Source organism: Paenibacillus sp. Negev47, from assembly GCF_058313655.1.
Map to the genome: position 1 here is coordinate 2,810,565 of NZ_CM177754.1, position 20,937 is coordinate 2,831,501.

Below are 20,937 nucleotides of genomic sequence, written 5' to 3' on the forward strand. Positions count from 1 at the left end.
AGGATAGGCTTGTTAACTTCAAGGTAAAGGAGGTATGACACGATTGAATAAGTGGGTCAAAACGATACTTTTCCTGCTAGGCTCCGTCTTTCTTACACGATTCATCCCATTCTCGTCCTTGTTCCGTAACCTGGATACGATGATTCACGAATTCGGTCATGCATTGATGACGCTGTTATTGTCTGGTAAAGTGCTGCGGATTGAATTGTACGCTGATCATAGCGGTGTAACGTATTCGTCCATGCTGACGCCAGGCAGATCGATCCTGGTTTCTCTGGCGGGATATATCAGTGCATCACTGTTTGCCTGGCTGTTGTTCTACTTATATCGCAAAGGCTTGCATATGTGGGGACTGGGGATCATGACGGCTGTAGCACTGGTGTCACTCCTGTTATATGTAAGAGGAGAGTTCGGCATGTTATGGCTGACCGGGTTCATCGTTCTGAACGTTGTCATTATGATTTTTGGCGCCAAGATCGTGAAGTTCTATTATCTGTTACTGGCGTTTCTTACACTGGAAGAGTCCGTTGTTAGTGCTGTGTACGTTGGATTAATGTCCTGGACGCAGCCTTCACGGGCAGGGGATGCAGCGAATCTCGCTCAGCAGACATTCCTTCCCGCGCTGTTCTGGGGCACGCTGTTTGCTCTGTTTGCACTGTGGTGTGCGAACAGAGCACTCACTCTCTTTTTCCGCAAAGAAAGCACGCTACGTGCACCAAGAGCTCGCCGAGTAAAAAGAGCGTAACGGATAGAACGCTAAAAGGCACTTCCTTTTTCGACAAAGGAGGTGCTTTTTGATGCGGCCAATCAACCCCCTAAGTTGTCCCATAACACGTAAAAGTAATAGATTTCCTCCATGATCGCCTTGTCATCCTCTGCGGCAACGCCGCCCTTAATCCGTGCGAGAGTACCCAAAATATCGTATATCGTCTCACGTTCGACACTGAATTGAATCCGGTCTACGATTCGTTCCCAAGCCTGCATCGCATAATCAATCTGTGACTTGGCTGCCGTCCACTGTTTGCCCTCAACGTGCTTTTCCAGCGTTTGCACCGATTCGAGCAAGCGATCTTGGGTACCAAATGGTTTTTTGAGAAACGATCCGCTGGCCATGATCGCTACGAATAGCAAGATCAAAAAGATCGGAAGTACATATAGCAACCAGAAACGTGTTTTCATTCAACCGCCTCCCGCAATGTAAACATCTAGAATGGTCCTTCATAGTCACCCATATCTGTTTTTTCTTTAAAACGATCATCGAAGAGATCAATGTACAATTTGTCATTGGGTAGGATGGCAGCAAATGCAATATCCTGAATCGTCACTTTCTGCTTCTTTAGTTGTTCGGTAAGCCACTGGATATCCTTATTTCTCTCGTGTAGGTTCTGTTTAATCAGAACACCATCAATGATCAGTTCGGTCATCAGCTTGCTTTTCGGGGGATGCATATGCATATCTTTAGCTGTAAGAGGCTGATTCTCAGGTTTTAACACTACGGAGAGACTGCCATCGGGTTCCATGATTGCATAGTCAATTGTAGTGATATCAAATACATCCTTTTGCCGCAGCATTACGGTGAGTTCGTCGAATTTCACACGCATTTTATGCAAATTCTGTTCCAAAATTTTGCCGTTCTGAATGACCAGAGTAGGATCGGAATCCATCAGTTTGGAGAGGGTTCGATTTTTCAGCGTTACGAACTGAAAGACGATCGTGATCAGTGTGAAAATGGTCAAGGCGACAAAATGAATCCACGCCTTCGATGAGAGATCGGTTGCGAAAGTCCCTGCAATGGAACCAATTGTGATGCCGTTAATATAATCAAAATACGTCAAGTTACCCATCTGCTGTTTGCCCAGCACCCTTGTGTAGATGATCAGAGTCAGAAAGGCAATAATAGAGCGTACGGCGACAACCCAGGTTTCTTCCATCATATATGGTTCACCTTCCTTTACATTCACAATCTTTGCCAACAATATTCAATCTTATTCTGAACGCAAAAATCCGAAGCCCGTGTGGATGCACTGGACTCCGGATCAGAAGATATCAATAGATACGGTTGAGTTCACGCCTATTAGAAAAAGAGAATATTAGACACCGGAATAGGCCATAAATCCGCCATCTACAGGGATAACTGTGCCTGTGACGAAGCCGGATTGTCTTTCATCCGCAAGCCACATCAACGTGCCGAGCAGATCTTCCGGTTTGCCGAAGCGGCGCATAGGAGTATGCGCAATGATTTTACTCGAACGTTCCGTAGGAGAACCGTCTGGCTGCAGCAATAGATTACGGTTTTGCTCTGTCAGGAAGAACCCGGGTGCAATGGCGTTGACACGAATACCGGATTCAGCCAGATGTACAGCGAGCCACTGCGTGAAGTTGTTAATCGCTGCCTTGGCAGCACTATACGCTGGAACTTTGGTCATGGGCGACGGGGCGCTCATGGAAGAAATATTGATGACAGTCGCCGGAACATCACGTTCAATCATATGCCTTGCAAAGATCTGAGTAGGAATGAGGGAACCGACAAAATTCAGATCCATCACCTGACGAAATCCCTCTACGCTTACATCAAAAAACGTCGTGACGTCCTGCTGTTCCAGATCTTCCAGTCTGAATATTTCATTCGTAGTATTGGCACTGGCGTTATTGCCACCGGCGCCGTTAATCAGAATATCACAGGGACCGAGCTGTTCCAGCACCGCATCTGCTGCCGCTTGCACGCTATCGGCTTGGGTTACATCACAGGCTACAGCAATTGCTCTGCCACCGGCAGCTTCAATGGCAGCTACAACTTCCTGACCCTTGGACACGGTGCGGTTCAGGATGGCTACACTTGCACCGTGCCGAGCAAGTTCTTCCGCCATGGATCGGCATAGTACTCCAGCACCTCCGGTAATTACAGCCGTTCTGCCTTCGAGACGAGATGAGCGTTCAAAGTGATGTTCACTCATGCTTTTGCCCTCCTTTGCAACGAATCCCAGACGCCCCACAGATACATGATTCCCAGAGCCCGATCATAGAGCCCATAACCAGGTCGGCACTGTTCCCCCCAGAGATGACGACCGTGGTCGGGTCTTGCATAACCTTCATAACCAATATCATGGTAAGCCTCAACAACTCCCGCAATATCGACGCTTCCATCTTGACTACGGTGTGACGTTTCAATAAAGTCGCCGTTATCATAGATTTTGACATTACGTATATGGGCAAAAGGAATCCGGTCCTTGAATTCGTGAATCATCCCGATAATATCATTGTCAGCATTCGCTCCCAAAGAGCCACTGCATAGCGTCACGCTGTTATAAGGACTATCATAGAGATTCAGGTATTTGCGAACATTCTCCTGGCTCGTAATAATCTTTGGTAATCCGAAGATCGGCCATGGCGGGTCATCCGGATGGATGGCCATGCGAATCCCCAGTCGCTCCGCTGTAGGAATAATTTCTTGCAGGAAGTAACGGGCATGCTCCCACATATGATCTTCTGTCACATCTTTATAGGCTTCGAACAGACCTGTTAAATACTGCAATCGTTCCGGTTCCCAACCTGGCATGGTGAGTGCGGAGTTTTCCGTAATGCGTCGAACGAGTTCTAGAGGTTCTATATCTGCGAGTTTACTGTGCTCATAGAAGAGGGCAGTTGAGCCATCCTCCATTTCCTTGTGCATATCCGTGCGAAGCCAGTCGAAGATCGGCATAAAGTTGTAACAGATGACCTTCACACCCACCTGAGCCAGTTTCTCCATCGTTTTAATATAGTTCGCAATGTATTTATCCCTTGATGGCAGGCCCAACTTGATATCCTCATGGATGTTCACACTCTCGACGACATCCAGATGTAACCCGGCCTTGTCCGCTGCCGCTTTGACCGCGAGTATTTTGTCCATGGGCCATTCCTCGCCAACAGGAACATCGTGTAGAGCCCACACAATACCTTCAACACCCGGAATCTGGCGGATGTGATCCAGTGTTACCGTGTCATTGCCTTCGCCGAACCAGCGAAAAACCATTCTCATCACGTTCACCTCATCATGAATAGTAGTAAGAAGAATTCAATCATTGAAAATAGGAAGGATATGTATCCTGCAGGACAGCCAAATCGGTGACAGTTAAATGCAGATGTTCCTGCATCAATCGTTCTGCCGTCTGGGCATCATGCTGCTGAATAGCCTGAACCATGGACCTGTGCTGTTCAATCAGATGATCCCACTGGTGATCCGAGGACAGACGAAGCATGCGGCTTCGATTCAAATGCACATTCATCTGCTGGATGACAGTCCAGGTGTTGCTTTTGTTGCAGCCTGCAAAAAGAGTGCTATGGAATTCCTCATCCAATTGGAACATTCGTTCATCATCCGGTTTGATCTTACATTCCTGTTGACGTGCAAGATTCTGTTCAAGTGCAATCATCTGTTCGTCTGGAAAGGTCTCGCAAGCGAGCCTGATTACAGCACGTTCAAGCTGTTCACGCATGAATCGTGCTTCCTCAACGAGATCGACCTGGATCAGAGAGACGTAGGTACCACGCTGTGGATACACTTCCAGCAGACCTTCCTGAGCCAGTCTTACGAAACTTTCTCGAACGGGTGTCCGGCTGACCTGAAATTCCAACGAAATTTCTTTCTCTGAAATGGCTGTTCCCGGAGGCAGCTTCAGACTCAAAATCAGCTTTTTAAGCGTGACGTACACCGCGTCCCGAGCGGAGTAAGACTGTTTATTCATGGAAGACAGACTGTTCGCAGCAGGCAACAAACCGGCTTTGGATGATAACTTGGGGGTATATTCCACAACTTCAACTCCTTCTTTGACATACTACCATACTTGTATGGTAGTATGGAAGCGCTTTATCAACATTATATTGAATTTGTTTAATGATTCACTTGCAGTTCTAGCGCGTAGAGAGTAGAATTCAATCATTAGGTTCGAATGTTTAAACCAACAGACATCAGACAGAAAATAATATACGAAGAATAGTATAGAGGTGAACACCATGGGACAAAAAGCGATCAGCGTTTTTCAAACCTGTATCCCGTTATTTCAAGTATTAAGTGACAACCATCGTCAAGCCATTTTGCTGACACTCACCGAGAAGGGCAGAATGACGGTAAATGAAATTACCGAACAATCCAGCCTATCCCGGCCAGCCATATCTCATCATCTCAAGCTGTTGTTAGAGAAGGGGCTCATATCTGTGGAACAGAAGGGCACACAGCGCTATTATTCGGCTTCATTGAATGCATCGGTAGAACTGCTGAAGGAGCTGGTAGCTGCTTTGGAAGAAGAGTGTCTGTAGATTAATGGTGATAAAACATGCTTTTGCATGTATCTTATAGGTTCGTAAGTTTAAACGCTTAATCTATACAAGTAGAGGAGTATGCTTATATGATAACAACTATACAGGAAGTAACCCGTCAGGAAGTTGAACAGATTTTGGAGCAGCAACGACAATTCTTTCGTTCGGGGGCCACACGTTTGGCAGAAGTCCGAATTGCCCGTCTGACCCAACTGAAGCAGGCGATTCAAAAATACGAGACCAGACTGACAGAAGCCCTCTATCAGGATTTGGGGAAAAGTGAGTTCGAATCGTATACGACGGAGATCGGATTCATGATGGACAGCATCACACACACCATTCGTAAAGTAAAAAAATGGGTGAAACCCGTTAAAGTCAAAACACAAATGGCACTCCTGGGTACGAAAAGTTATATTATACCTGAACCCTATGGGGCAGTACTGATCATTGGACCTTTCAATTATCCATTTCAACTCTTGATCGAACCATTGGTAGGCGCTATTGCGGCAGGTAACACAGCCGTGCTCAAAGCGTCAGAGAATACACCTGCGGTATCCGCTGTAGTACGTGAAATGATTGCAACGGTATTCGAACCGGCATACGTTCAGGTACTCGATGGTGCCAAAGACACAACGACAGCGCTGATCAATGCACCGTTTGACTATATCTTTTTTACAGGCAGTGTACCGGTTGGCAAAATTGTGATGGAGGCAGCTGCCAAAAATCTGGTTCCCGTTACGTTGGAATTGGGTGGCAAGAGTCCGGTTATCGTCGATGAACAGGCGGATATCAAAGTAGCTGCGGAGCGTATTATATGGGGCAAACTGCTTAATACAGGACAGACCTGCATCGCACCCGACTATTTACTCGTGCATGAACGCGTGAAGGAACAGTTAGTTGCGGAGATGAAAGCAGCGATCGTGTCCTTCTTTGGTTCAGATATCCAACACAACAAGGACTATGGGCGAATCGTGAACAAGGGACATTTTAAACGTCTGACGACTCTGATCGAAAGAGATCAGGCCAAAGTGATATATGGAGGAGCTTCGGATGAAGAGGATCGCTTTATTGAACCTACACTAATTGATGCGGAATCCTGGGATGCAGCGACGATGGAAGATGAGATTTTTGGACCGATTTTACCCATCATCAGCTACCGTAATCTGGATGAAGTCATTATAGAAATCGTAAAGCGGCCGAAACCGCTCGCCTTGTACCTGTTTACTTTCGATACCCAGATTCAGGACAAAGTGCTGCGGGAAGTTTCATTTGGCGGCGGCTGCATTAACGATACCATCACGCACGTAGCGAATCCGCGTTTGCCATTTGGCGGTGTTGGTCATTCAGGTGTTGGCTCGTATCATGGGGAGTATAGCTTCGAGACCTTCTCTCATCTCAAAAGTGTACTGAAGAAAAGCACCAAAGTGAATCTGCCGATTCTGTATCCACCGTATGATAACAAGCTGAAGTTAATTAAACGTTTGTTGAAGTAAAATGTTGCTTTACTAAAAATAAGAAAGGGAAACAGCCTGCTACTGGATTTCATTCCGGAGCAGGCTGTTCCTGTCGGTAACGGGATGGCGACATGCCGGACCAGCGCTTGAATTGACGACTGAAGTGGGCAATGTCCTTGTACCCAAGCATGACCGCAATATTCTGAACGGACAGCTTAGGATTACCCAGGAGAATCTTTGCTTCATGCAGAACCAACTGGGATAACACCGCGCGAGGTGACTGACCAAATACCTGTTTAAAGACGCGATTACAGTGAGAAGAACTGATGCCCAGCTCTGCTGCAATATCATCAATGCCATAATGGCTGTCGGACTCATGTCCCTGTTTGAATTGCTGACTCATCAGACCTTGCAATCGATTGCGAATCTGATGTGCGAGTTCGACCTTCTCGTAACCGTCGGTAAACCATTGCGCTGCTTCCTGAGAGACCGCCTCCCATAGATGGCCGAATAGTTCAAACACCGCAGATTGCAACTGCATGCGCTGCACCATTGTACTTGCTACTTCATCATCCGCAGATGACATCAATTTGCGCAAAACTGGCTCGATCTGCTGCGTAACCGGACTATCTGCACTGAATCGTACTTGTTTGAGGCGCGCAAGCAACGATAGGAACAACTGATCATCAATGTCAAAATGCATGCAAAAATAGGTGAATCCTTTGCCGTTATGGCTCTGGCTGGAATGAATGCTTCCTGGAGGAATCAGGAGCAGCTCGCCAGCCTTTTGAATATACAGGGTACCGTTCACCATCATGCGTTGCTCGCCTTCCGTGACATAATTCAATTCATATTGAGGGTGCTCATGCGCTGGATAATCCCAGTCCGTGCCGACACTTCGCAGATGAATGGCGAACAGATTGACCGTCGTTTGCACATCTGGGTAAAAAACTTCATGTACACTTTCTCCCAAAGCGGGAGGCAAGTAAGTTGAAGACATGGAAGATCCCCCTTATAACTAATGAAATGCTGGGTTAACTTATGAGGTCAATTATAAAACGTTTTTTTTGTAACCGCTTTTATTCATTATAGTCTATCAGCTTGATTTGGGTAAATATCAGATTGATTTGATCATGGCCTGGGGTGAAACCACGTGGTAGGATGGGGCTAATGAAAACGTATGCATACCATTCTGAGAGGGGTTATGATTCATGAGTACATCCAAATCCATCTTTTATAATGCACATCATGCACCGATCGGTGCTTTTGCCAGTTTCACACTTGGATACAAAGGCGCCAAGGGCGGGCTGGGTCTGGAACTCGGCAAGCCGGCAGACCAGAACGTATATATTGGATTACAGTCTCGCGATGGAGAGAATTATCAGGCGCTTCCTTTTTATGAAGCTACGGAAGATGAGAGCAGCCGTTATGATGTAGAGAAATTGGAGAATGGTGACACGGCTCCGCCCACGACACAGACAAAAGCACAACAACCTCTAATTTCTGCTTTTCGTGATGAAGAGATTACTCGCGAATTCACCTCGGGAACGGATACGTGGACTGCAGGAGATCTGACGTTCCGCATCTATTCGCCTGTACGACCCGTACCAGATCCAACGAGTGGAGATCGTGAAGCCTTAATGGATGCACTCGTACCTGCCGTATTGGTAGAGATGACGATTGACAACACGCAAGGTCAACAACCACGGAAAGCCTACTTTGGCTATCAGGGCAATGATCCGTACTCTGCGATGCGTCTGATTGGAGGACCGGAAAGTGGCTCCATCACAGGTGTTGGACAAGGTCGGCTTACAGCCATTATGTCGGCAGACGAAGGACTGTGGCCTGCGCGAGGGTTTACGTTGGAGAAGCTGTTACAGGAGAAGCATCGGGAGAATCTGGCTTTTGGACTTGGCGGAACTGCAGCATTACTGATGGACGTACCGGCCGGAGAGAAACGCACATATCAATTCGCAGTATGTTTTTACCGTGGGGGCATTGTGACGACTGGAATGGATACGACGTATTGGTATACGCGGTATTTTGCAGACATCCAGGCGGCAGGAGAGTATGCACTGCAACGTTTCAGTGAGCTGACCGCTTCCTGTGCAAAGGTTGAACAACGCCTTGGGACAGCTGCGCTGACAGAAGATCAATCCTTCATGCTTGCTCATTCCATTCACAGCTATTATGCCAGCACTCAACTGCTGGATGCCGATGGCGAGCCACTCTGGGTGGTGAATGAAGGGGAGTATCGAATGATGAACACACTTGATCTGACAGCAGATCAGCTGTATTTCGAGCTTGCCTTGAATCCCTGGACGGTACGAAACGAACTGGAGTGGTTTGTAAAACGGTACAGTTATACGGACCAGGTACGTTTCCCGGGGGAAGAGAAGTTATATCCGGGCGGGATTACCTTTACCCATGATATCGGTGTGGCCAATGTATTCTCACGTCCCGGACACTCGGCATATGAGTTGGTTGGTATCGATGACTGTTTCTCACAAATGAGCCACGAGGAACTGGTAAACTGGCTCTGCTGCGCGACGGTGTACATTGAACAGACACAGGATCAGGCTTTTGTAAAAGACATGTTACCTGTTATTCAGGATTGCTTCGTAAGTATGCTTAATCGGGACCATCCCGACGCAGAGCAACGTAACGGTCTGATGGGCCTGGATAGCAGCCGCACACAAGGTGGGGCAGAGATTACAACCTACGATAGCCTGGATGTATCACTGGGTCAGTCTCGAAACAACATCTATCTGGCCGGGAAGTGCTGGGCGGTCTACGTTGCATTGGAGAAGCTGTTCGCTACTGAGAAGCTGGCTGATCTGTCCCATCAGGCAGGGCGTCAAGCAGATCGATGTGCTGCCAGTATCGCTGCACAGATGACAGATGGTGGCTACATTCCGGCTGTAATCGCGGAAAATAATGATTCTCGGATCATTCCGGCGATTGAAGGTCTTGTATTCCCTTACTTTACAGGCTGTGAAGCAGCACTGGATATCAACGGACGTTTTGGACCTTACCTGAAGGCGCTCCAAACCCATCTGAAAACGGTTCTTGTACCCGGAACTTGTTTGTTCGAAGATGGAGGATGGAAACTGTCCTCGACAAGCAATAACTCGTGGCTGAGCAAAATCTATCTGTCCCAATTTATCACCAGAGAACTGCTGGGTGTGGAATGGGATGAGACTGGGAAGGCAGCAGACGCCGCTCATGTCAACTGGCTGCTGCATCCGGAGGAATCCTACTGGTGCTGGAGTGACCAGATCCTGTCTGGTGTAGCGGTTGGTAGCAAGTACTATCCGCGTGGTGTAACGTCCATCCTATGGTTGCTTGAAGGCAAAGGCAATCGCCTAGCACAGATCTATGCCAGTAAGGAGGCGGTACAATGAGCCAATCCGTCGTTCGGTCTGGTCTGTCAGGTCCGCAATACGATGCATGGCTGGGATACCACTCCACATTGTCAGGAGCGAATGGGTTTGCCAAGAAGACGGCTCCGCTCTGGAGCAGGCTGATTTTGGCCGAAGAAAACCATCAGATCATTACGACAGCTCTGACCGAACTTTCACAGGGATTGGAGAAGTTGTATGGTGTGAAACCAACGGTCAGTCAGCAGGTTGCTTCTCAGGCTAGTGAGCGAGATGAGCATGCTCCAGCAATACGGATCGGAACTTGGGCTGGAAGTGATTCTGTGGCGGAAGCGTTTAGCGAAACCGAGCGTTCTGCAGTGCAAGGGGAAGGGTATATCATTCGCAAGGACGAGGCAGAAGGTGTACTTGTCATTGGATCAGAGACCCCCCAAGGTGTGCTGTATGGTGCATTTCATTTGCTTCGAGAGATGACACTTGATCAGGAAAGTGCAAGCGAGACGGATGAAGCTGTGGACAAGTGGAGTTTTATTACCGAGCAGCCAACCAATGCGCTACGGATGATTAATCAGTGGGATAACGTGGACGGTAGTATTGAGCGTGGTTACGCAGGAGACTCCATTTTCTATGATAACGGCGAATTCACGCTGGACTTGGAACGCATCCGGGATTACGCACGTTTACTCGCTTCAACGGGCATCAATGCCATATCGATCAACAACGTTAACGTTCATCGGCATGAGAGCCTGTTCCTGACAGAACGTTACTTGGGTGATGTTGCGAAGGTTGCCGCTGAATTCAGAGCCTATGGCATTCGGCTCTTCCTGAGCGCCAACTACGCAAGTCCAATCGAGATTGGTGGATTGCATACGGCTGATCCGCTGGATGCGCAGGTACGGGAATGGTGGAACATTCAAACGGCCAAGGTGTACGCAGCAATTCCGGATTTTGGCGGTTACCTGATCAAGGCAGACTCCGAGAATCGTCCGGGACCATTCACGTATAACCGTGATCATGCCGATGGTGCGAACATGCTGGCTGAAGCCCTTCGGCCATTCGGTGGATTGGTCATCTGGCGTTGCTTCGTATATAACTGCAAGCAGGACTGGCGGGATCGTTCCACAGACCGTGCACGGGCAGCCTATGACCACTTTACGCCACTGGATGGGCGTTTTGCCGACAATGTCATTTTACAGATCAAGAACGGACCGATGGATTTTCAGGTGAGGGAAGCGGTATCCCCGCTGTTCGGCGCCATGGAGAATACGAATCAGCTGATTGAGTTCCAGATTACCCAGGAGTATACCGGGCAGCAGCGTCATCTGTGTTATCTGGTTCCCCAATGGAAAGAAGTGCTGGACTTTGACACGTACGCCAAAGGAAAAGGCTCAGAGATCAAACGAATCGCGAATGGTTCTCTGTATAACCGACCTTATAGTGGCTTCGCCGCTGTATCCAATATCGGCGCAGATGCCTGTTGGACAGGACATCCCCTTGCACAGGCGAATCTGTACGGATACGGCAGACTTGCGTGGAATCCGGAGCTGTCGGCGGAAGAGATTGCCAATGAGTGGGTCAGACTGACATTTGGACATGAGGACGAAGTCGTGCGGCAGGTTACGGGTATGCTTTTGAATTCGCTAAGTATCTATGAAAATTATACGGCACCTCTCGGGGTAGGCTGGATGGTTAATCCGGAGCACCATTATGGACCGAATGTAGATGGGTATGAGTATTCCAAGTGGGGAACGTATCACTTTGCCGATTGTCACGGCATTGGTGTAGATCGAACTGTGAAGAGCGGCACAGGGTATACCTCACAGTATCACCCTGAGAATGCTGATCGTTATGAGTCATTAGACACCTGTCCGGATGAGTTAATCTTGTTTTTCCATCACGTGCCGTACACCCATGTTCTGCATTCGGGTAAGACAGTCATTCAACATATTTATGATACACACTTTGAAGGCGCTGCGCAGGCTGAGGCGTTAGCGGAGACATGGAGACAGCTGGAGGGAAAAGTGGACCCCGTTATCTTCAGCAAAGTTGCTTCATTACAGGACAATCAGGCCGAACATGCGAAGGAATGGCGGGATATGATCAATACGTACTTCTACCGCAAGAGTGGAATTGCGGATGAACAGGGACGAACAATCTATTGATTGGTGATGTGAAGAAAGAACATACCTTGTTTTCTTTGATGTAAAATAGACAGCATGGACATACCTGAGGAGGAGAATGCGTATGGGACAACATCAACTGCCTGAGATCATGAAGGCCGCTGTCATGATAGAGCCAGGACACATCATTATTGAGGAACAAGCTGTTCCCCAACCGGCTGCGGATGAGGTTCTTATTCAAGTGATGGCCGTAGGCGTGTGCGGATCGGATGTACATTATTTTGAACATGGGCGCATCGGCAGGTTCGTGGTGGAGAAACCGATCATCCTGGGACACGAGTGTGCGGGGATGATTGCTGCAGTTGGCGAGAAAGTATCCCGTCTGAAAATAGGAGATCGGGTGGCCATTGAGCCTGGAGTCACCTGTGGACGTTGCACAGCATGCAAGGAAGGTCGCTATAACCTGTGTCCGGATGTACAGTTTCTGGCGACCCCTCCGGTGGACGGGGCTTTTGTACAATACATGACGATGCGCGAAGATATGGTATTCCCGATTCCCGACCATCTGTCCTATGAGGAAGCGGCCATGAATGAGCCATTCTCCGTTGGGATTCATGCGGCTCGCCGGAGCAAGCTGGCTCCGGGTACAACGCTTGCGATTATGGGGATGGGGCCCGTTGGACTGATGGCTGTTGCGGCTGCAAAATCATTTGGCGTAGAGAAGATCATTGTTACGGATCTGGAGGAAGTACGATTGGAAGCGGCTCGCCGTATGGGTGCCACGCATACCATTAACGTGCGTAATGAAGATGCACTGGCCGTGATTCGTGAGTTAACCCGTGGTGTCGGTGTGGATACCGCATGGGAAACTGCCGGGAATCCGAAGGCGTTGCAAACGGCTCTGTATTCACTTCGACGTGGAGGCAAACTTGCTATTGTGGGCCTGCCTGCGCAGGACGAGATTGCACTGAATGTTCCATTTATCGCAGACAATGAAGTTGATATCTATGGGATATTCCGATATGCCAACACGTATCCTGCAGGGATTGAATTCCTGAGCTCTGGCCAACATGACGTGATGTCTCTGATTACAGATCGTTATTCACTGGAAGAGACACAGCAGGCGATGGAACGTGCATTACACAATAAGAGCGGCAGCCTGAAGGTCATGGTATATCCGAACGGGATATAAGCTCGTACTGAAAGAGTCCTGAATTTCAGGACTCTTTTTTGTTCTTTTTTGCAAAATAAAGGAATAGACAAGCTCCCAAAACATGGTATAATTCATGATGATTTTAATATATAAAATGATACACACCATATAGGTGAATAAGTACTTAGCGAAAGGAACTGAAGGTCGTGAGAGTACATGAATTTATGATTCACGCTGATTTTCATCGGGATGATCTGATGTCGGTATCTTCTCAAGCATCACGTTTTACCTCGGATATTATCTTGTCGTATATGGAGTCTGAGCATGAACATCGAGTTGATGTCAAAAGCCTGTTAGGGATGGCGTTACTCCCCATTCGATATGGTAGTGTTGTCAGATTGCAGACAAGAGGCAGGGATGAACTGGAGGCTTTGGAGTACATGCTGAATGTACTGGAGAAAGGGACGGCGTAAACCTGATTAGGTGCAAAATCAATAGAAATCATATTTTTTTTAGCTATTCCTCAAATCCTGCTGGTACTTTGTACAAAAAAAGAGTATAATAAAATTTAGTTTGATTCTAAAGAAGTACCCATATTAAAGGAGTGTAAATAGATTATGCCAAAAGTTGACATCCATCCAAAGACACAACTCGTAATTTTTTACGATGCAAGTGCTGATTTCAAATTCCTGAGTTCTTCCACGAAGTTCTCTAACGAAACTATGGAATGGGAAGACGGTAACTCTTACCCAGTAATCCGTGTGGACACTAGTTCCGCATCCCACCCGTTCTTCACTGGTAAACAAAGAAACGTGGATATCGGTGGCCGTGTTGATAAATTTAACCGTAAATACAACATCAACAAATAGTTTGTCCATACATTACAAGAAAACCTCGGGATTCGTCCTGAGGTTTTTTTGTGTACATATACTTCTAGGGGAAACCCTTGTGAGTTTTAATTAATATTTGTAACTATATAAATTGAACTAAACATTTACACAAAACGGAGAGGAGAGAAAGAACCTGAAGAAGCGGAGCGTTCGCCTTTATCCCCGGATTTACCCTTTATAGAAGGAATCAAAAAATCTGGGGATAACAGCGATCGGAAGGTTGTTCTGTCATCGGAGTGTGCAGTGTAAATATTCTTAAGTTCAATTTATATAGAATTATCCATTTTCATTAAAAATTAATTCAACCAATTATTGCGCTTACAACACAATCGGATGTACACTAGAAAACAGAGTTAGAACATATTGGAGGAGGAAGTAGAGATGAGCAGCATCACACATATGGTAACGTTTACACTTTACGCAGGTAAAGATACACCGGAGGCGGAAGCCTTTTTGAAGGAAAGTTCAGATGCACTTGCAGTCATTTCTGGGGTAGAGCAGTTTCAGGTTCTGAGACAGGTAAGTGAGAAAAATGAGTTTGACTACAGCTTCTCAATGGTCTTTGCGGATCAGGCTGCGTATGATGCATACAACAATCACCCGGTTCACCGTCAATATGTAAAAGAGCGTTGGGAAAAGGAAGTTAGTCGCTTCCAGGAAATTGATCTCATTCAACATAATAATAAATAATCTCTACACATACTGAAATAAAGTTGTACTACTATATACAGCATTGAACAATGCTGTATATCTCTCTGAATGAAGCTGATTTGATATATATTATAATACTATGCGAAATCGTTTTCGATAAAATGAAATCAAGGAGGTTTTCGCTGTTATGCAATTGGATCTCACAGGAAAAACGGCTCTTGTTACAGGCGCAACCGGACAACTGGGGAGAGTTATCGCCCGCACGTTGGCAGCCTGTGGCGCCAATCTGGCCCTACATTACATAAATAATGATACGAAAGCACGGGAGCTTCAAGGTGAGATTGAGGCACTGGGGCGTCAGGCTGTCATTGTACAGGGAGACATTACGAAGCAAGACACGGCATTCCGGATGCGTGATGAGATCCAGGCTGTTCTCGGCGGAGTGGATATTGTTGTTGCCAATGCGGTCATTCAGTATGAATGGACTACGGTGTTGGAGCAATCTCCTGAAGATTACTTGAGCCAGTTCGAATCTTGTGTCATGCAGAGTGTGTATCTTGCCAAAGCTTTTATTCCGCATATGCAAACGGTCAAAGCAGGTCGCTTCATTGGCATCAACACAGAATGTGCGATGCAAAATTTTGCTCACCAGTCGGCCTACACCGCTGGTAAGCGTGGAATGGATGGCGTATATCGCGTGCTTGCCAAGGAGGTTGGCGAGTATCAGATTACCGTAAACCAGGTTGCACCTGGATGGACAATTAGTGAACGTGATCGTTCCAGTGAACCTGGACATGATGAGGCATATACGCGTACTGTGCCGCTGAAGCGCAGGGGTGAAGATCAGGAAATCGCCAATGCGGTGGCTTTTCTTGCCTCGGACCTGTCCTCATTTATCACGGGTGCCTATATCCCGGTAAGTGGCGGCAATGTGATGCCTGCCATCTAGTTACTCTTTGAGATTCGTGAATCCACATGAAATACGAATAAATCTAGCATAAATAATCCGTTTGTCATTCGACAAGCGGATTTTTGGCATTTTGCTAACACTGAAATAACGATTTAAGTGCTCCTTCAGGTCAACATTCAATCTTCCCACCTGGGTCGGCGCACGAAGCTCGATTATGGCTTGTGTGGAGATGTGAAAGCGACCATAGAAGCCTTGCATCCTTATGGAGCACTGGAGATGAAGGAGGCAGGATTCCTGGAATCTGGAACGGAGCTTGTGAACCCCAACCTTGCGATGGTTGCTCAAGCCATGGGCATGGAGGGGATTCGGGGTGTGATCATTGATATAGTATGAATCCATACTATATGAATTGTTTTTATGTCGAAAGTCTATTAGAATAGGTAAAGTCAGGAAGGTTTTATGACACTTTTGACCTACATATTGCATTATTACATGTACGAACGTTTCATATCGTATTCATCGATCCAATCACAGGATGACACACACACATGGAGGAGATCAACATGAGTCACGCAGGAAAAGTAGCCATTATCACTGGAGCAGGAAGTGGATTGGGCCAAGCAGCAGCGCTGAAGCTGGCTGAGAAGGGCGCATCCATTGTTGTCGTGGATCTTGTCGAAGAGACAGGTCTTGAAACGGTGAAGCAGATTGAAAAGCTGGGAAGTAAAGCGATTTTTGTACAAGCAGATGTGAGTAAAGCACCTGAAGTTGAGAACTATGTGAAAAAAGCAGTCGAAGAGTTCGGACGAATCGATATGTTCTTTAATAATGCAGGGATTGCGGGTCCTGGAATCAAGTTGATCGAACATACGATTGAGCAGTTTGACCAGATTATTGATATCAACCTGAGAAGTGTGTTTTACGGGTTGAAGTACGTGATTACGGAAATGCTCAAAACCGGCGGAGGTTCTATTCTGAACACAGCTTCCACAGCCGGTATTGTTGGTGTACCCGCGGTTGCACCATACGCAGCAACCAAACATGGCGTGGTCGGCTTGACCCGTACAGCTGCGATTGAATATGGCAAGGACAATATTCGTGTGAATGCGATTGCGCCAGGTACAATTGAGACACCGATGGTCGTTCAGTTTGGTAAAGACAATCCTGAAGTGTTCAAGGCAACTGTTGACAGCATTCCTTCTGGACGTCTAGGCAGACCGGAAGAGATTGCGAATCTCGTTTCCTTCCTTCTGGGAGATGAAGCGCCATATATTAATGGTGCAGTATATCCGATCGATGGTGCAGTTACGGCCCAATAAGAGTTCAGCAGCTCGGCAATACCCGTTAAAATGGTTAAAAAGAGACCACTGTATGCATATAGTGGTCTCTCTTTTTGGTTTGTCTTTGTACTTCGAATACATATCAGGTAGCGTTGTGTGATGTATCGGTTTGTGTACTTTTAGCAGATGCTGAACGATACGAGCTTATAACAATGATGACGGCAACAACGACTCCGAAAGCCCCAATCCAGGTGATGGATGATAATGATATGCTGCTGACCGCGATCCCCCCAATACCTGCTCCGGCAGCCATGGCTAATTGCATCACCGAACTGTTTAGACTGAGCATAATGCCCGAGGATTCCGGAGCCATGGTAACCAGATTATATTGCTGAGTTGGACCCGAAGACCATGCGGCAAAAGACCACAAAATTAGAACAAGGAAGATAGCGAGATGAGAACTTGCCGTTATATTCAGCAGGACCAGACTCACGATATGTAATGTCATGCCTGTGATCAGCGTTCTTTTGACACCCAATCTGTCAGCACTGAATCCTCCAATTTTCGAACCGATCAGGCTTGCTATGCCAAATGCGAGTAAAGCTGAACTGAGTATTGCTTCGCTCATTCCTGAAACGGTTACGAGATAAGGTGAGATATACGTGTAGGCAATGGAATAACCACCTAACCAGAAAAAGGTCACCAGCAGTGCCAATACAATTCGTGGCTGTTTGAGCAAAGAGAGTTGTTTCTTCAATGGAACAGGAGCTTCTGCTTTGGAAGGCGGAATGGCGGCCGCGATCACCAGCATGGCGAGAACGCCAAGAACGGCTATGCCAGCAAAAACAAGCTTCCAATCCCAAGATGCAGCAACAAGCCTTCCGAGAGGAACGCCAACAATCAGAGAAGCCGTGAATCCAGTGATTACGGTGGCGATTGCGCTAGCTTGTTTGCCCTCCGCTGCTATTTGGGAAGCGACCGTTAATGCCGTGACAACAACAACGCCCGCCCCCAAAGCCATTAACACTCGTGCTGCGACGAACAGTCCATAGCCCGGCAACAGATAAGCAAGAACATTAGCCCCAACGAATAGACCGAGGAAGTATAGCAACAGCTTGCGACGGTCCCAGCGTGAAGTCAATGCAATAATGATAGGTGTACCCAGCGCATATACGAGTGAAAAAATTGTAATGAGCTGTCCGGCAGCGATTAAAGAGATGTCCATAGTATCTGCAATGCGATCCAAAATGCCGGCAATGACATATTCGGACGTTCCTACAAGGAAGCTGACCAAGGCAAGAACATAGATTTTGAGCGTAGAAGACATGGAAACATAACCTCTTTCTGATTATAATAATTATTATATTTTTAGAAATATAGAAATAAAGACAAGAGAACAAGACATGTATACTGTGAATGCAACCGATCTGCAAACAGTAATGTTACAACCGAGATAAAGAATATTGGTATAAGCGTAAACTTATGTGAACTAGTTCTATCAATAAATGTTGAGTGTTGTTTCAATATTTCTAATTATATAGAAATATAACTCAAATTTTTTATTTATTTAGCAAATAGGGAACAAACTTTTGTGCGGTCTCTGTGTTCAGGCTGTAGTAGATATAGGTACCTTTCTTCTGCGATGTGAGCAGGCCGCAATCGGACAGCTGTTTCAGGTGATGAGACAGAGTCGATAGGGCAACCGTAACAAGGCGGCTCTCCAGGTCGGCAGGACAAAGGTTGCTCTCACCCGATAGAATCTGAATGATTTTGTAGCGTGTTTGCTCACCCAGTGCTTTATGAATTTTGACGACTTGTTCAAGTTCATTCGAGTGTGGTTGCATCATGTTCTGTCCTTTCGTCTTTATTTCTTATTTCTAGTAATATTGAAATAACAGTATCATATGTCGTTAGAAAAGTAAACTCTCGGTGAAGGTTCCACCTTTCTTCTGGTTTAACAGCCGAAAGTCTGGAATAACTTCCCCCGAGAAGTTATGTGGGTTGTATATTACCGATCCAGGGAATCAACATAGTCTTTGGCTTCCTTCAACGAAAGACCTTTGGCTTCGCGTAGTCGTTTGATCGCCATAATTTTTTTCCCTTGTTGTATAAGTGCAAGCAGCTCCTGATCCAGATCCGTTGGGGCTGGTTGGCTTGTGTGGGAAGGGGATGCTTCCTTCGGCGACAAGGTGTAATTGAAGTCGGAGCGTGCGCTTGCGGTTGAGCCGTTCTCCAGACGTTCGACATCTCTTTTCAATTCATTCAATTGGCGTTGCAGGCTGGTGACTCTGAATAGTAACACAAGGGTCAGAAGCAAAAAAACGATCCATACCAAGGTGTTCATTTCCATGATGTAAGTTGCCTCACTTTCAATTATTCATAGCTATTATTTAAGTTGGATGGGGATCTCCTTGACACCACGAACAATCATGCCGGGTCTCCATTCGAGTTCATTCACGTCAGCCTGTAGCTGCATATTTGGAAAACGATTCAGAAGCGTGCTGACGGCAATCTCACCTTCTAGACGTGCAAGTGGTGCTCCCAGGCAGAGATGAATGCCTTTGCCAAAGGCCAGATGCGAACTCTTCTCGCGGGTAATGTCAAAGACATCAGCATCCTTAAACTGCTGTTCGTCCCGATTAGCCGAATCAAGCGCAACGATGACAAGTTCACCCTGAGCAATATGCTGTCCACGGAATTCGATATCTTCCAGAGCCCATCGAGATGTACTGAACTCCACCGGTCCATTGTATCGCAGCATCTCCTCAATAGCGTTATGAATAAGCTCAGGCTGGTTGATGAGCAACTCACGTTGCTCAGGGTGCTCCAGCAGAGCAAGAATTCCATTGCCAATGAGATTAACCGTCGTTTCATGACCGGCAATAATTAATAAGGAGACAACGCCAAGGAGTTCTTGTTCAGTCAACTGCTGCCCGGATTCTTCTGCAATGACGAGCTGGCTGATCAGATCAGTGCCGGGATTTTTGCGTACTTTTTCGAACCAGGCCGTCAGGTAATCCGTAAACTCCTTGGCATGCTGCTCAAACAACTCTGCGCTCTCGGCTGTGGAAGCATCGATTACCGTATTGGACCACATTCGGAATTTGTCACGATCCTCATGAGGGACTCCCAGTATTTCACTAATGACAATGATGGGTAGCGGGAAGGCAAAGTCATCAATCAGATTCATTTTTTCCTGTGACGGAAGGTTGTCCAGCAGATCATCCGCAATGTCCTGAATATGGCTTCGCATATCTGCGACCAGCTTGGGTGTGAATGCTTTCTGCACAAGTCCGCGCAGACGGCGATGATCCGGCGGATCGGAGAACAACATATTATTGGAGAAAATGCTTTGATTGTCAGGGCCGTAACGTCGGACTATGTCTTTGCTGAAGCGTTGATCTTTCAAAACCTGGACAGCGTCTTCATACCGAGTAATGATCCAGCCGAACTCTCCATGCGGAAACATGACTCTGAAGACGTGGTCCTCTTTTCTTAATTTTTCATATACCGGATAAGGATTACGTGTAAAATCTGCGGTAAAAAAAGCGGACGTTGAGGTTTCATTGGTTTCATTCGTATTCAATGTAAAATCTCCTCTCATATGGCTTTATATGACCTGCACCCTTTATATATTCAATACGTATCGCTTTGAAACCTTGTTTTGATTTGGAGATGGGCTTGTATCAAGATACGGGTGTATTAATGAATTTCCAACAAAAGCAGGAAAACACAGGAAGATCCAAGAAAATAACAGGAAGAATTCTGAAATGCGCTTGGGTTAATATGAAAACGAGGTGAATA

22 protein-coding genes are annotated in these 20,937 nt (G+C 46.7%); 12 read left to right on the plus strand and 10 right to left on the minus strand.

Annotation, left to right across the window (positions count from 1 at the left end):
- Positions 1–43: 43 nt before the first annotated feature.
- The gene (locus AC4G47_RS12935; protein WP_491106257.1) at positions 44–745 is read left to right on the plus strand and encodes a M50 family metallopeptidase; all 702 of its coding nucleotides are present in this window, start codon (positions 44–46) and stop codon (positions 743–745) included.
- Positions 746–807: 62 nt separating this feature from the next.
- Here AC4G47_RS12935 and AC4G47_RS12940 read toward each other — a convergent pair whose 3' ends face one another.
- The 5 genes from AC4G47_RS12940 to AC4G47_RS12960 form a co-directional block, all read right to left on the minus strand.
- Positions 808–1,179, minus strand: coding sequence for a DUF4363 family protein (locus tag AC4G47_RS12940; protein ID WP_491106258.1), 372 nt, complete (start codon positions 1,177–1,179; stop codon positions 808–810).
- A gap of 26 nt (positions 1,180–1,205) precedes the next feature.
- The gene (locus tag AC4G47_RS12945; protein ID WP_491106259.1) at positions 1,206–1,934 is read right to left on the minus strand and encodes a DUF421 domain-containing protein; all 729 of its coding nucleotides are present in this window, start codon (positions 1,932–1,934) and stop codon (positions 1,206–1,208) included.
- A gap of 156 nt (positions 1,935–2,090) precedes the next feature.
- Positions 2,091–2,954 carry an SDR family oxidoreductase gene (locus tag AC4G47_RS12950; RefSeq protein WP_491106260.1) on the minus strand — a complete coding sequence of 288 codons (864 nt, stop codon included), beginning with the start codon at positions 2,952–2,954 and terminating at the stop codon, positions 2,091–2,093.
- Positions 2,951–4,018, minus strand: coding sequence for a mannonate dehydratase (gene uxuA, locus AC4G47_RS12955; RefSeq protein ID WP_491106261.1), 1,068 nt, complete (start codon positions 4,016–4,018; stop codon positions 2,951–2,953). The genes AC4G47_RS12950 and uxuA overlap by 4 nt, the downstream gene beginning before the upstream one ends.
- 40 nt (positions 4,019–4,058) lie before the next feature.
- Entirely contained in the window at positions 4,059–4,724 is a 666-nt protein-coding gene (locus AC4G47_RS12960) for a GntR family transcriptional regulator (protein WP_336758765.1), read from the minus strand.
- 268 nt (positions 4,725–4,992) lie between these two features.
- Here AC4G47_RS12960 and AC4G47_RS12965 point away from each other — a divergent pair, with 268 nt between their 5' ends.
- Together AC4G47_RS12965 and AC4G47_RS12970 are read left to right on the plus strand one after the other, a co-directional pair.
- Positions 4,993–5,295, plus strand: a complete 303-nt coding sequence (locus AC4G47_RS12965; protein WP_076331658.1) for an ArsR/SmtB family transcription factor — start codon at positions 4,993–4,995, stop codon at positions 5,293–5,295.
- Positions 5,296–5,384: 89 nt separating this feature from the next.
- Positions 5,385–6,788 (plus strand): aldehyde dehydrogenase, encoded by a 1,404-nt coding sequence (locus AC4G47_RS12970; protein ID WP_491106262.1) that lies wholly within the window; start codon positions 5,385–5,387, stop codon positions 6,786–6,788.
- Positions 6,789–6,837: 49 nt separating this feature from the next.
- Here the strand turns inward: AC4G47_RS12970 and AC4G47_RS12975 are convergent, their stop codons facing one another.
- Positions 6,838–7,749, minus strand: a complete 912-nt coding sequence (locus AC4G47_RS12975; protein ID WP_458122751.1) for an AraC family transcriptional regulator — start codon at positions 7,747–7,749, stop codon at positions 6,838–6,840.
- A 211-nt stretch (positions 7,750–7,960) separates the two neighbouring features.
- On the opposite strand from AC4G47_RS12975, the gene AC4G47_RS12980 reads away from it, so the two are divergent.
- The 9 genes from AC4G47_RS12980 to AC4G47_RS13020 all read left to right on the plus strand — a co-directional run bounded on the left by AC4G47_RS12980 (position 7,961) and on the right by AC4G47_RS13020 (position 17,172).
- On the plus strand, positions 7,961–10,153 hold the full coding sequence (locus tag AC4G47_RS12980; RefSeq protein ID WP_491106263.1) for a glycoside hydrolase family 52 protein: 2,193 nt from the start codon (positions 7,961–7,963) through the stop codon (positions 10,151–10,153).
- Positions 10,150–12,291, plus strand: coding sequence for an alpha-glucuronidase family glycosyl hydrolase (locus tag AC4G47_RS12985; RefSeq protein ID WP_491106264.1), 2,142 nt, complete (start codon positions 10,150–10,152; stop codon positions 12,289–12,291). The genes AC4G47_RS12980 and AC4G47_RS12985 overlap by 4 nt, the downstream gene beginning before the upstream one ends.
- Positions 12,292–12,367: 76 nt before the next feature.
- Positions 12,368–13,441: an NAD(P)-dependent alcohol dehydrogenase gene (locus tag AC4G47_RS12990; protein ID WP_491106265.1), complete on the plus strand. Its 1,074-nt coding sequence runs from the start codon at positions 12,368–12,370 to the stop codon at positions 13,439–13,441.
- A 167-nt stretch (positions 13,442–13,608) separates the two neighbouring features.
- Entirely contained in the window at positions 13,609–13,875 is a 267-nt protein-coding gene (locus AC4G47_RS12995; RefSeq protein WP_260871008.1) for an HPr family phosphocarrier protein, read from the plus strand.
- Positions 13,876–14,019: 144 nt separating this feature from the next.
- Positions 14,020–14,271 carry a type B 50S ribosomal protein L31 gene (locus AC4G47_RS13000; RefSeq protein WP_062834756.1) on the plus strand — a complete coding sequence of 84 codons (252 nt, stop codon included), beginning with the start codon at positions 14,020–14,022 and terminating at the stop codon, positions 14,269–14,271.
- Between the two features lie 402 nt (positions 14,272–14,673).
- Entirely contained in the window at positions 14,674–14,982 is a 309-nt protein-coding gene (locus AC4G47_RS13005) for a Dabb family protein (protein WP_491106266.1), read from the plus strand.
- Between the two features lie 148 nt (positions 14,983–15,130).
- Positions 15,131–15,892 carry an SDR family NAD(P)-dependent oxidoreductase gene (locus tag AC4G47_RS13010; protein ID WP_491106267.1) on the plus strand — a complete coding sequence of 254 codons (762 nt, stop codon included), beginning with the start codon at positions 15,131–15,133 and terminating at the stop codon, positions 15,890–15,892.
- Between the two features lie 192 nt (positions 15,893–16,084).
- The gene (locus tag AC4G47_RS13015) at positions 16,085–16,246 is read left to right on the plus strand and encodes a hypothetical protein (RefSeq protein ID WP_491106838.1); all 162 of its coding nucleotides are present in this window, start codon (positions 16,085–16,087) and stop codon (positions 16,244–16,246) included.
- A gap of 170 nt (positions 16,247–16,416) precedes the next feature.
- Positions 16,417–17,172, plus strand: coding sequence for an SDR family NAD(P)-dependent oxidoreductase (locus AC4G47_RS13020; RefSeq protein ID WP_062834752.1), 756 nt, complete (start codon positions 16,417–16,419; stop codon positions 17,170–17,172).
- A 103-nt stretch (positions 17,173–17,275) separates the two neighbouring features.
- On the opposite strand, the gene AC4G47_RS13025 is transcribed toward AC4G47_RS13020, so the two are convergent.
- From AC4G47_RS13025 to AC4G47_RS13040, 4 genes are all read right to left on the minus strand, one after another.
- Complete coding sequence (locus AC4G47_RS13025; protein WP_491106268.1) at positions 17,276–18,460, minus strand: MFS transporter; 1,185 nt, start codon at positions 18,458–18,460, stop codon at positions 17,276–17,278.
- Between the two features lie 232 nt (positions 18,461–18,692).
- The gene (locus AC4G47_RS13030) at positions 18,693–18,977 is read right to left on the minus strand and encodes an ArsR/SmtB family transcription factor (RefSeq protein WP_458127266.1); all 285 of its coding nucleotides are present in this window, start codon (positions 18,975–18,977) and stop codon (positions 18,693–18,695) included.
- Positions 18,978–19,141: 164 nt separating this feature from the next.
- Positions 19,142–19,483, minus strand: coding sequence for a ribosomal protein L7/L12 (locus AC4G47_RS13035; protein WP_491106269.1), 342 nt, complete (start codon positions 19,481–19,483; stop codon positions 19,142–19,144).
- A 36-nt stretch (positions 19,484–19,519) separates the two neighbouring features.
- Entirely contained in the window at positions 19,520–20,737 is a 1,218-nt protein-coding gene (locus AC4G47_RS13040; protein ID WP_491106270.1) for a cytochrome P450 family protein, read from the minus strand.
- Between the last annotated feature and the right edge of the window lie 200 nt (positions 20,738–20,937).

Coding starts and splice junctions, on each gene's coding strand:
- AC4G47_RS13030 (WP_458127266.1), bottom strand. CDS start 18,977: ATGCAACCACACTCGAATGAACTTGAACAAGTCGTCAAAATTCATAAA.
- AC4G47_RS13005 (WP_491106266.1), top strand. CDS start 14,674: ATGAGCAGCATCACACATATGGTAACGTTTACACTTTACGCAGGTAAA.
- AC4G47_RS12965 (WP_076331658.1), top strand. CDS start 4,993: ATGGGACAAAAAGCGATCAGCGTTTTTCAAACCTGTATCCCGTTATTT.
- AC4G47_RS12950 (WP_491106260.1), bottom strand. CDS start 2,954: ATGAGTGAACATCACTTTGAACGCTCATCTCGTCTCGAAGGCAGAACG.
- AC4G47_RS13040 (WP_491106270.1), bottom strand. CDS start 20,737: ATGAGAGGAGATTTTACATTGAATACGAATGAAACCAATGAAACCTCA.
- AC4G47_RS13025 (WP_491106268.1), bottom strand. CDS start 18,460: ATGTCTTCTACGCTCAAAATCTATGTTCTTGCCTTGGTCAGCTTCCTT.
- AC4G47_RS12970 (WP_491106262.1), top strand. CDS start 5,385: ATGATAACAACTATACAGGAAGTAACCCGTCAGGAAGTTGAACAGATT.
- AC4G47_RS13000 (WP_062834756.1), top strand. CDS start 14,020: ATGCCAAAAGTTGACATCCATCCAAAGACACAACTCGTAATTTTTTAC.
- AC4G47_RS12985 (WP_491106264.1), top strand. CDS start 10,150: ATGAGCCAATCCGTCGTTCGGTCTGGTCTGTCAGGTCCGCAATACGAT.
- AC4G47_RS12990 (WP_491106265.1), top strand. CDS start 12,368: ATGCGTATGGGACAACATCAACTGCCTGAGATCATGAAGGCCGCTGTC.
- AC4G47_RS12975 (WP_458122751.1), bottom strand. CDS start 7,749: ATGTCTTCAACTTACTTGCCTCCCGCTTTGGGAGAAAGTGTACATGAA.
- AC4G47_RS13020 (WP_062834752.1), top strand. CDS start 16,417: ATGAGTCACGCAGGAAAAGTAGCCATTATCACTGGAGCAGGAAGTGGA.
- uxuA (WP_491106261.1), bottom strand. CDS start 4,018: ATGAGAATGGTTTTTCGCTGGTTCGGCGAAGGCAATGACACGGTAACA.
- AC4G47_RS13010 (WP_491106267.1), top strand. CDS start 15,131: ATGCAATTGGATCTCACAGGAAAAACGGCTCTTGTTACAGGCGCAACC.
- AC4G47_RS13035 (WP_491106269.1), bottom strand. CDS start 19,483: ATGGAAATGAACACCTTGGTATGGATCGTTTTTTTGCTTCTGACCCTT.
- AC4G47_RS12940 (WP_491106258.1), bottom strand. CDS start 1,179: ATGAAAACACGTTTCTGGTTGCTATATGTACTTCCGATCTTTTTGATC.
- AC4G47_RS12960 (WP_336758765.1), bottom strand. CDS start 4,724: ATGAATAAACAGTCTTACTCCGCTCGGGACGCGGTGTACGTCACGCTT.
- AC4G47_RS12945 (WP_491106259.1), bottom strand. CDS start 1,934: ATGATGGAAGAAACCTGGGTTGTCGCCGTACGCTCTATTATTGCCTTT.
- AC4G47_RS12980 (WP_491106263.1), top strand. CDS start 7,961: ATGAGTACATCCAAATCCATCTTTTATAATGCACATCATGCACCGATC.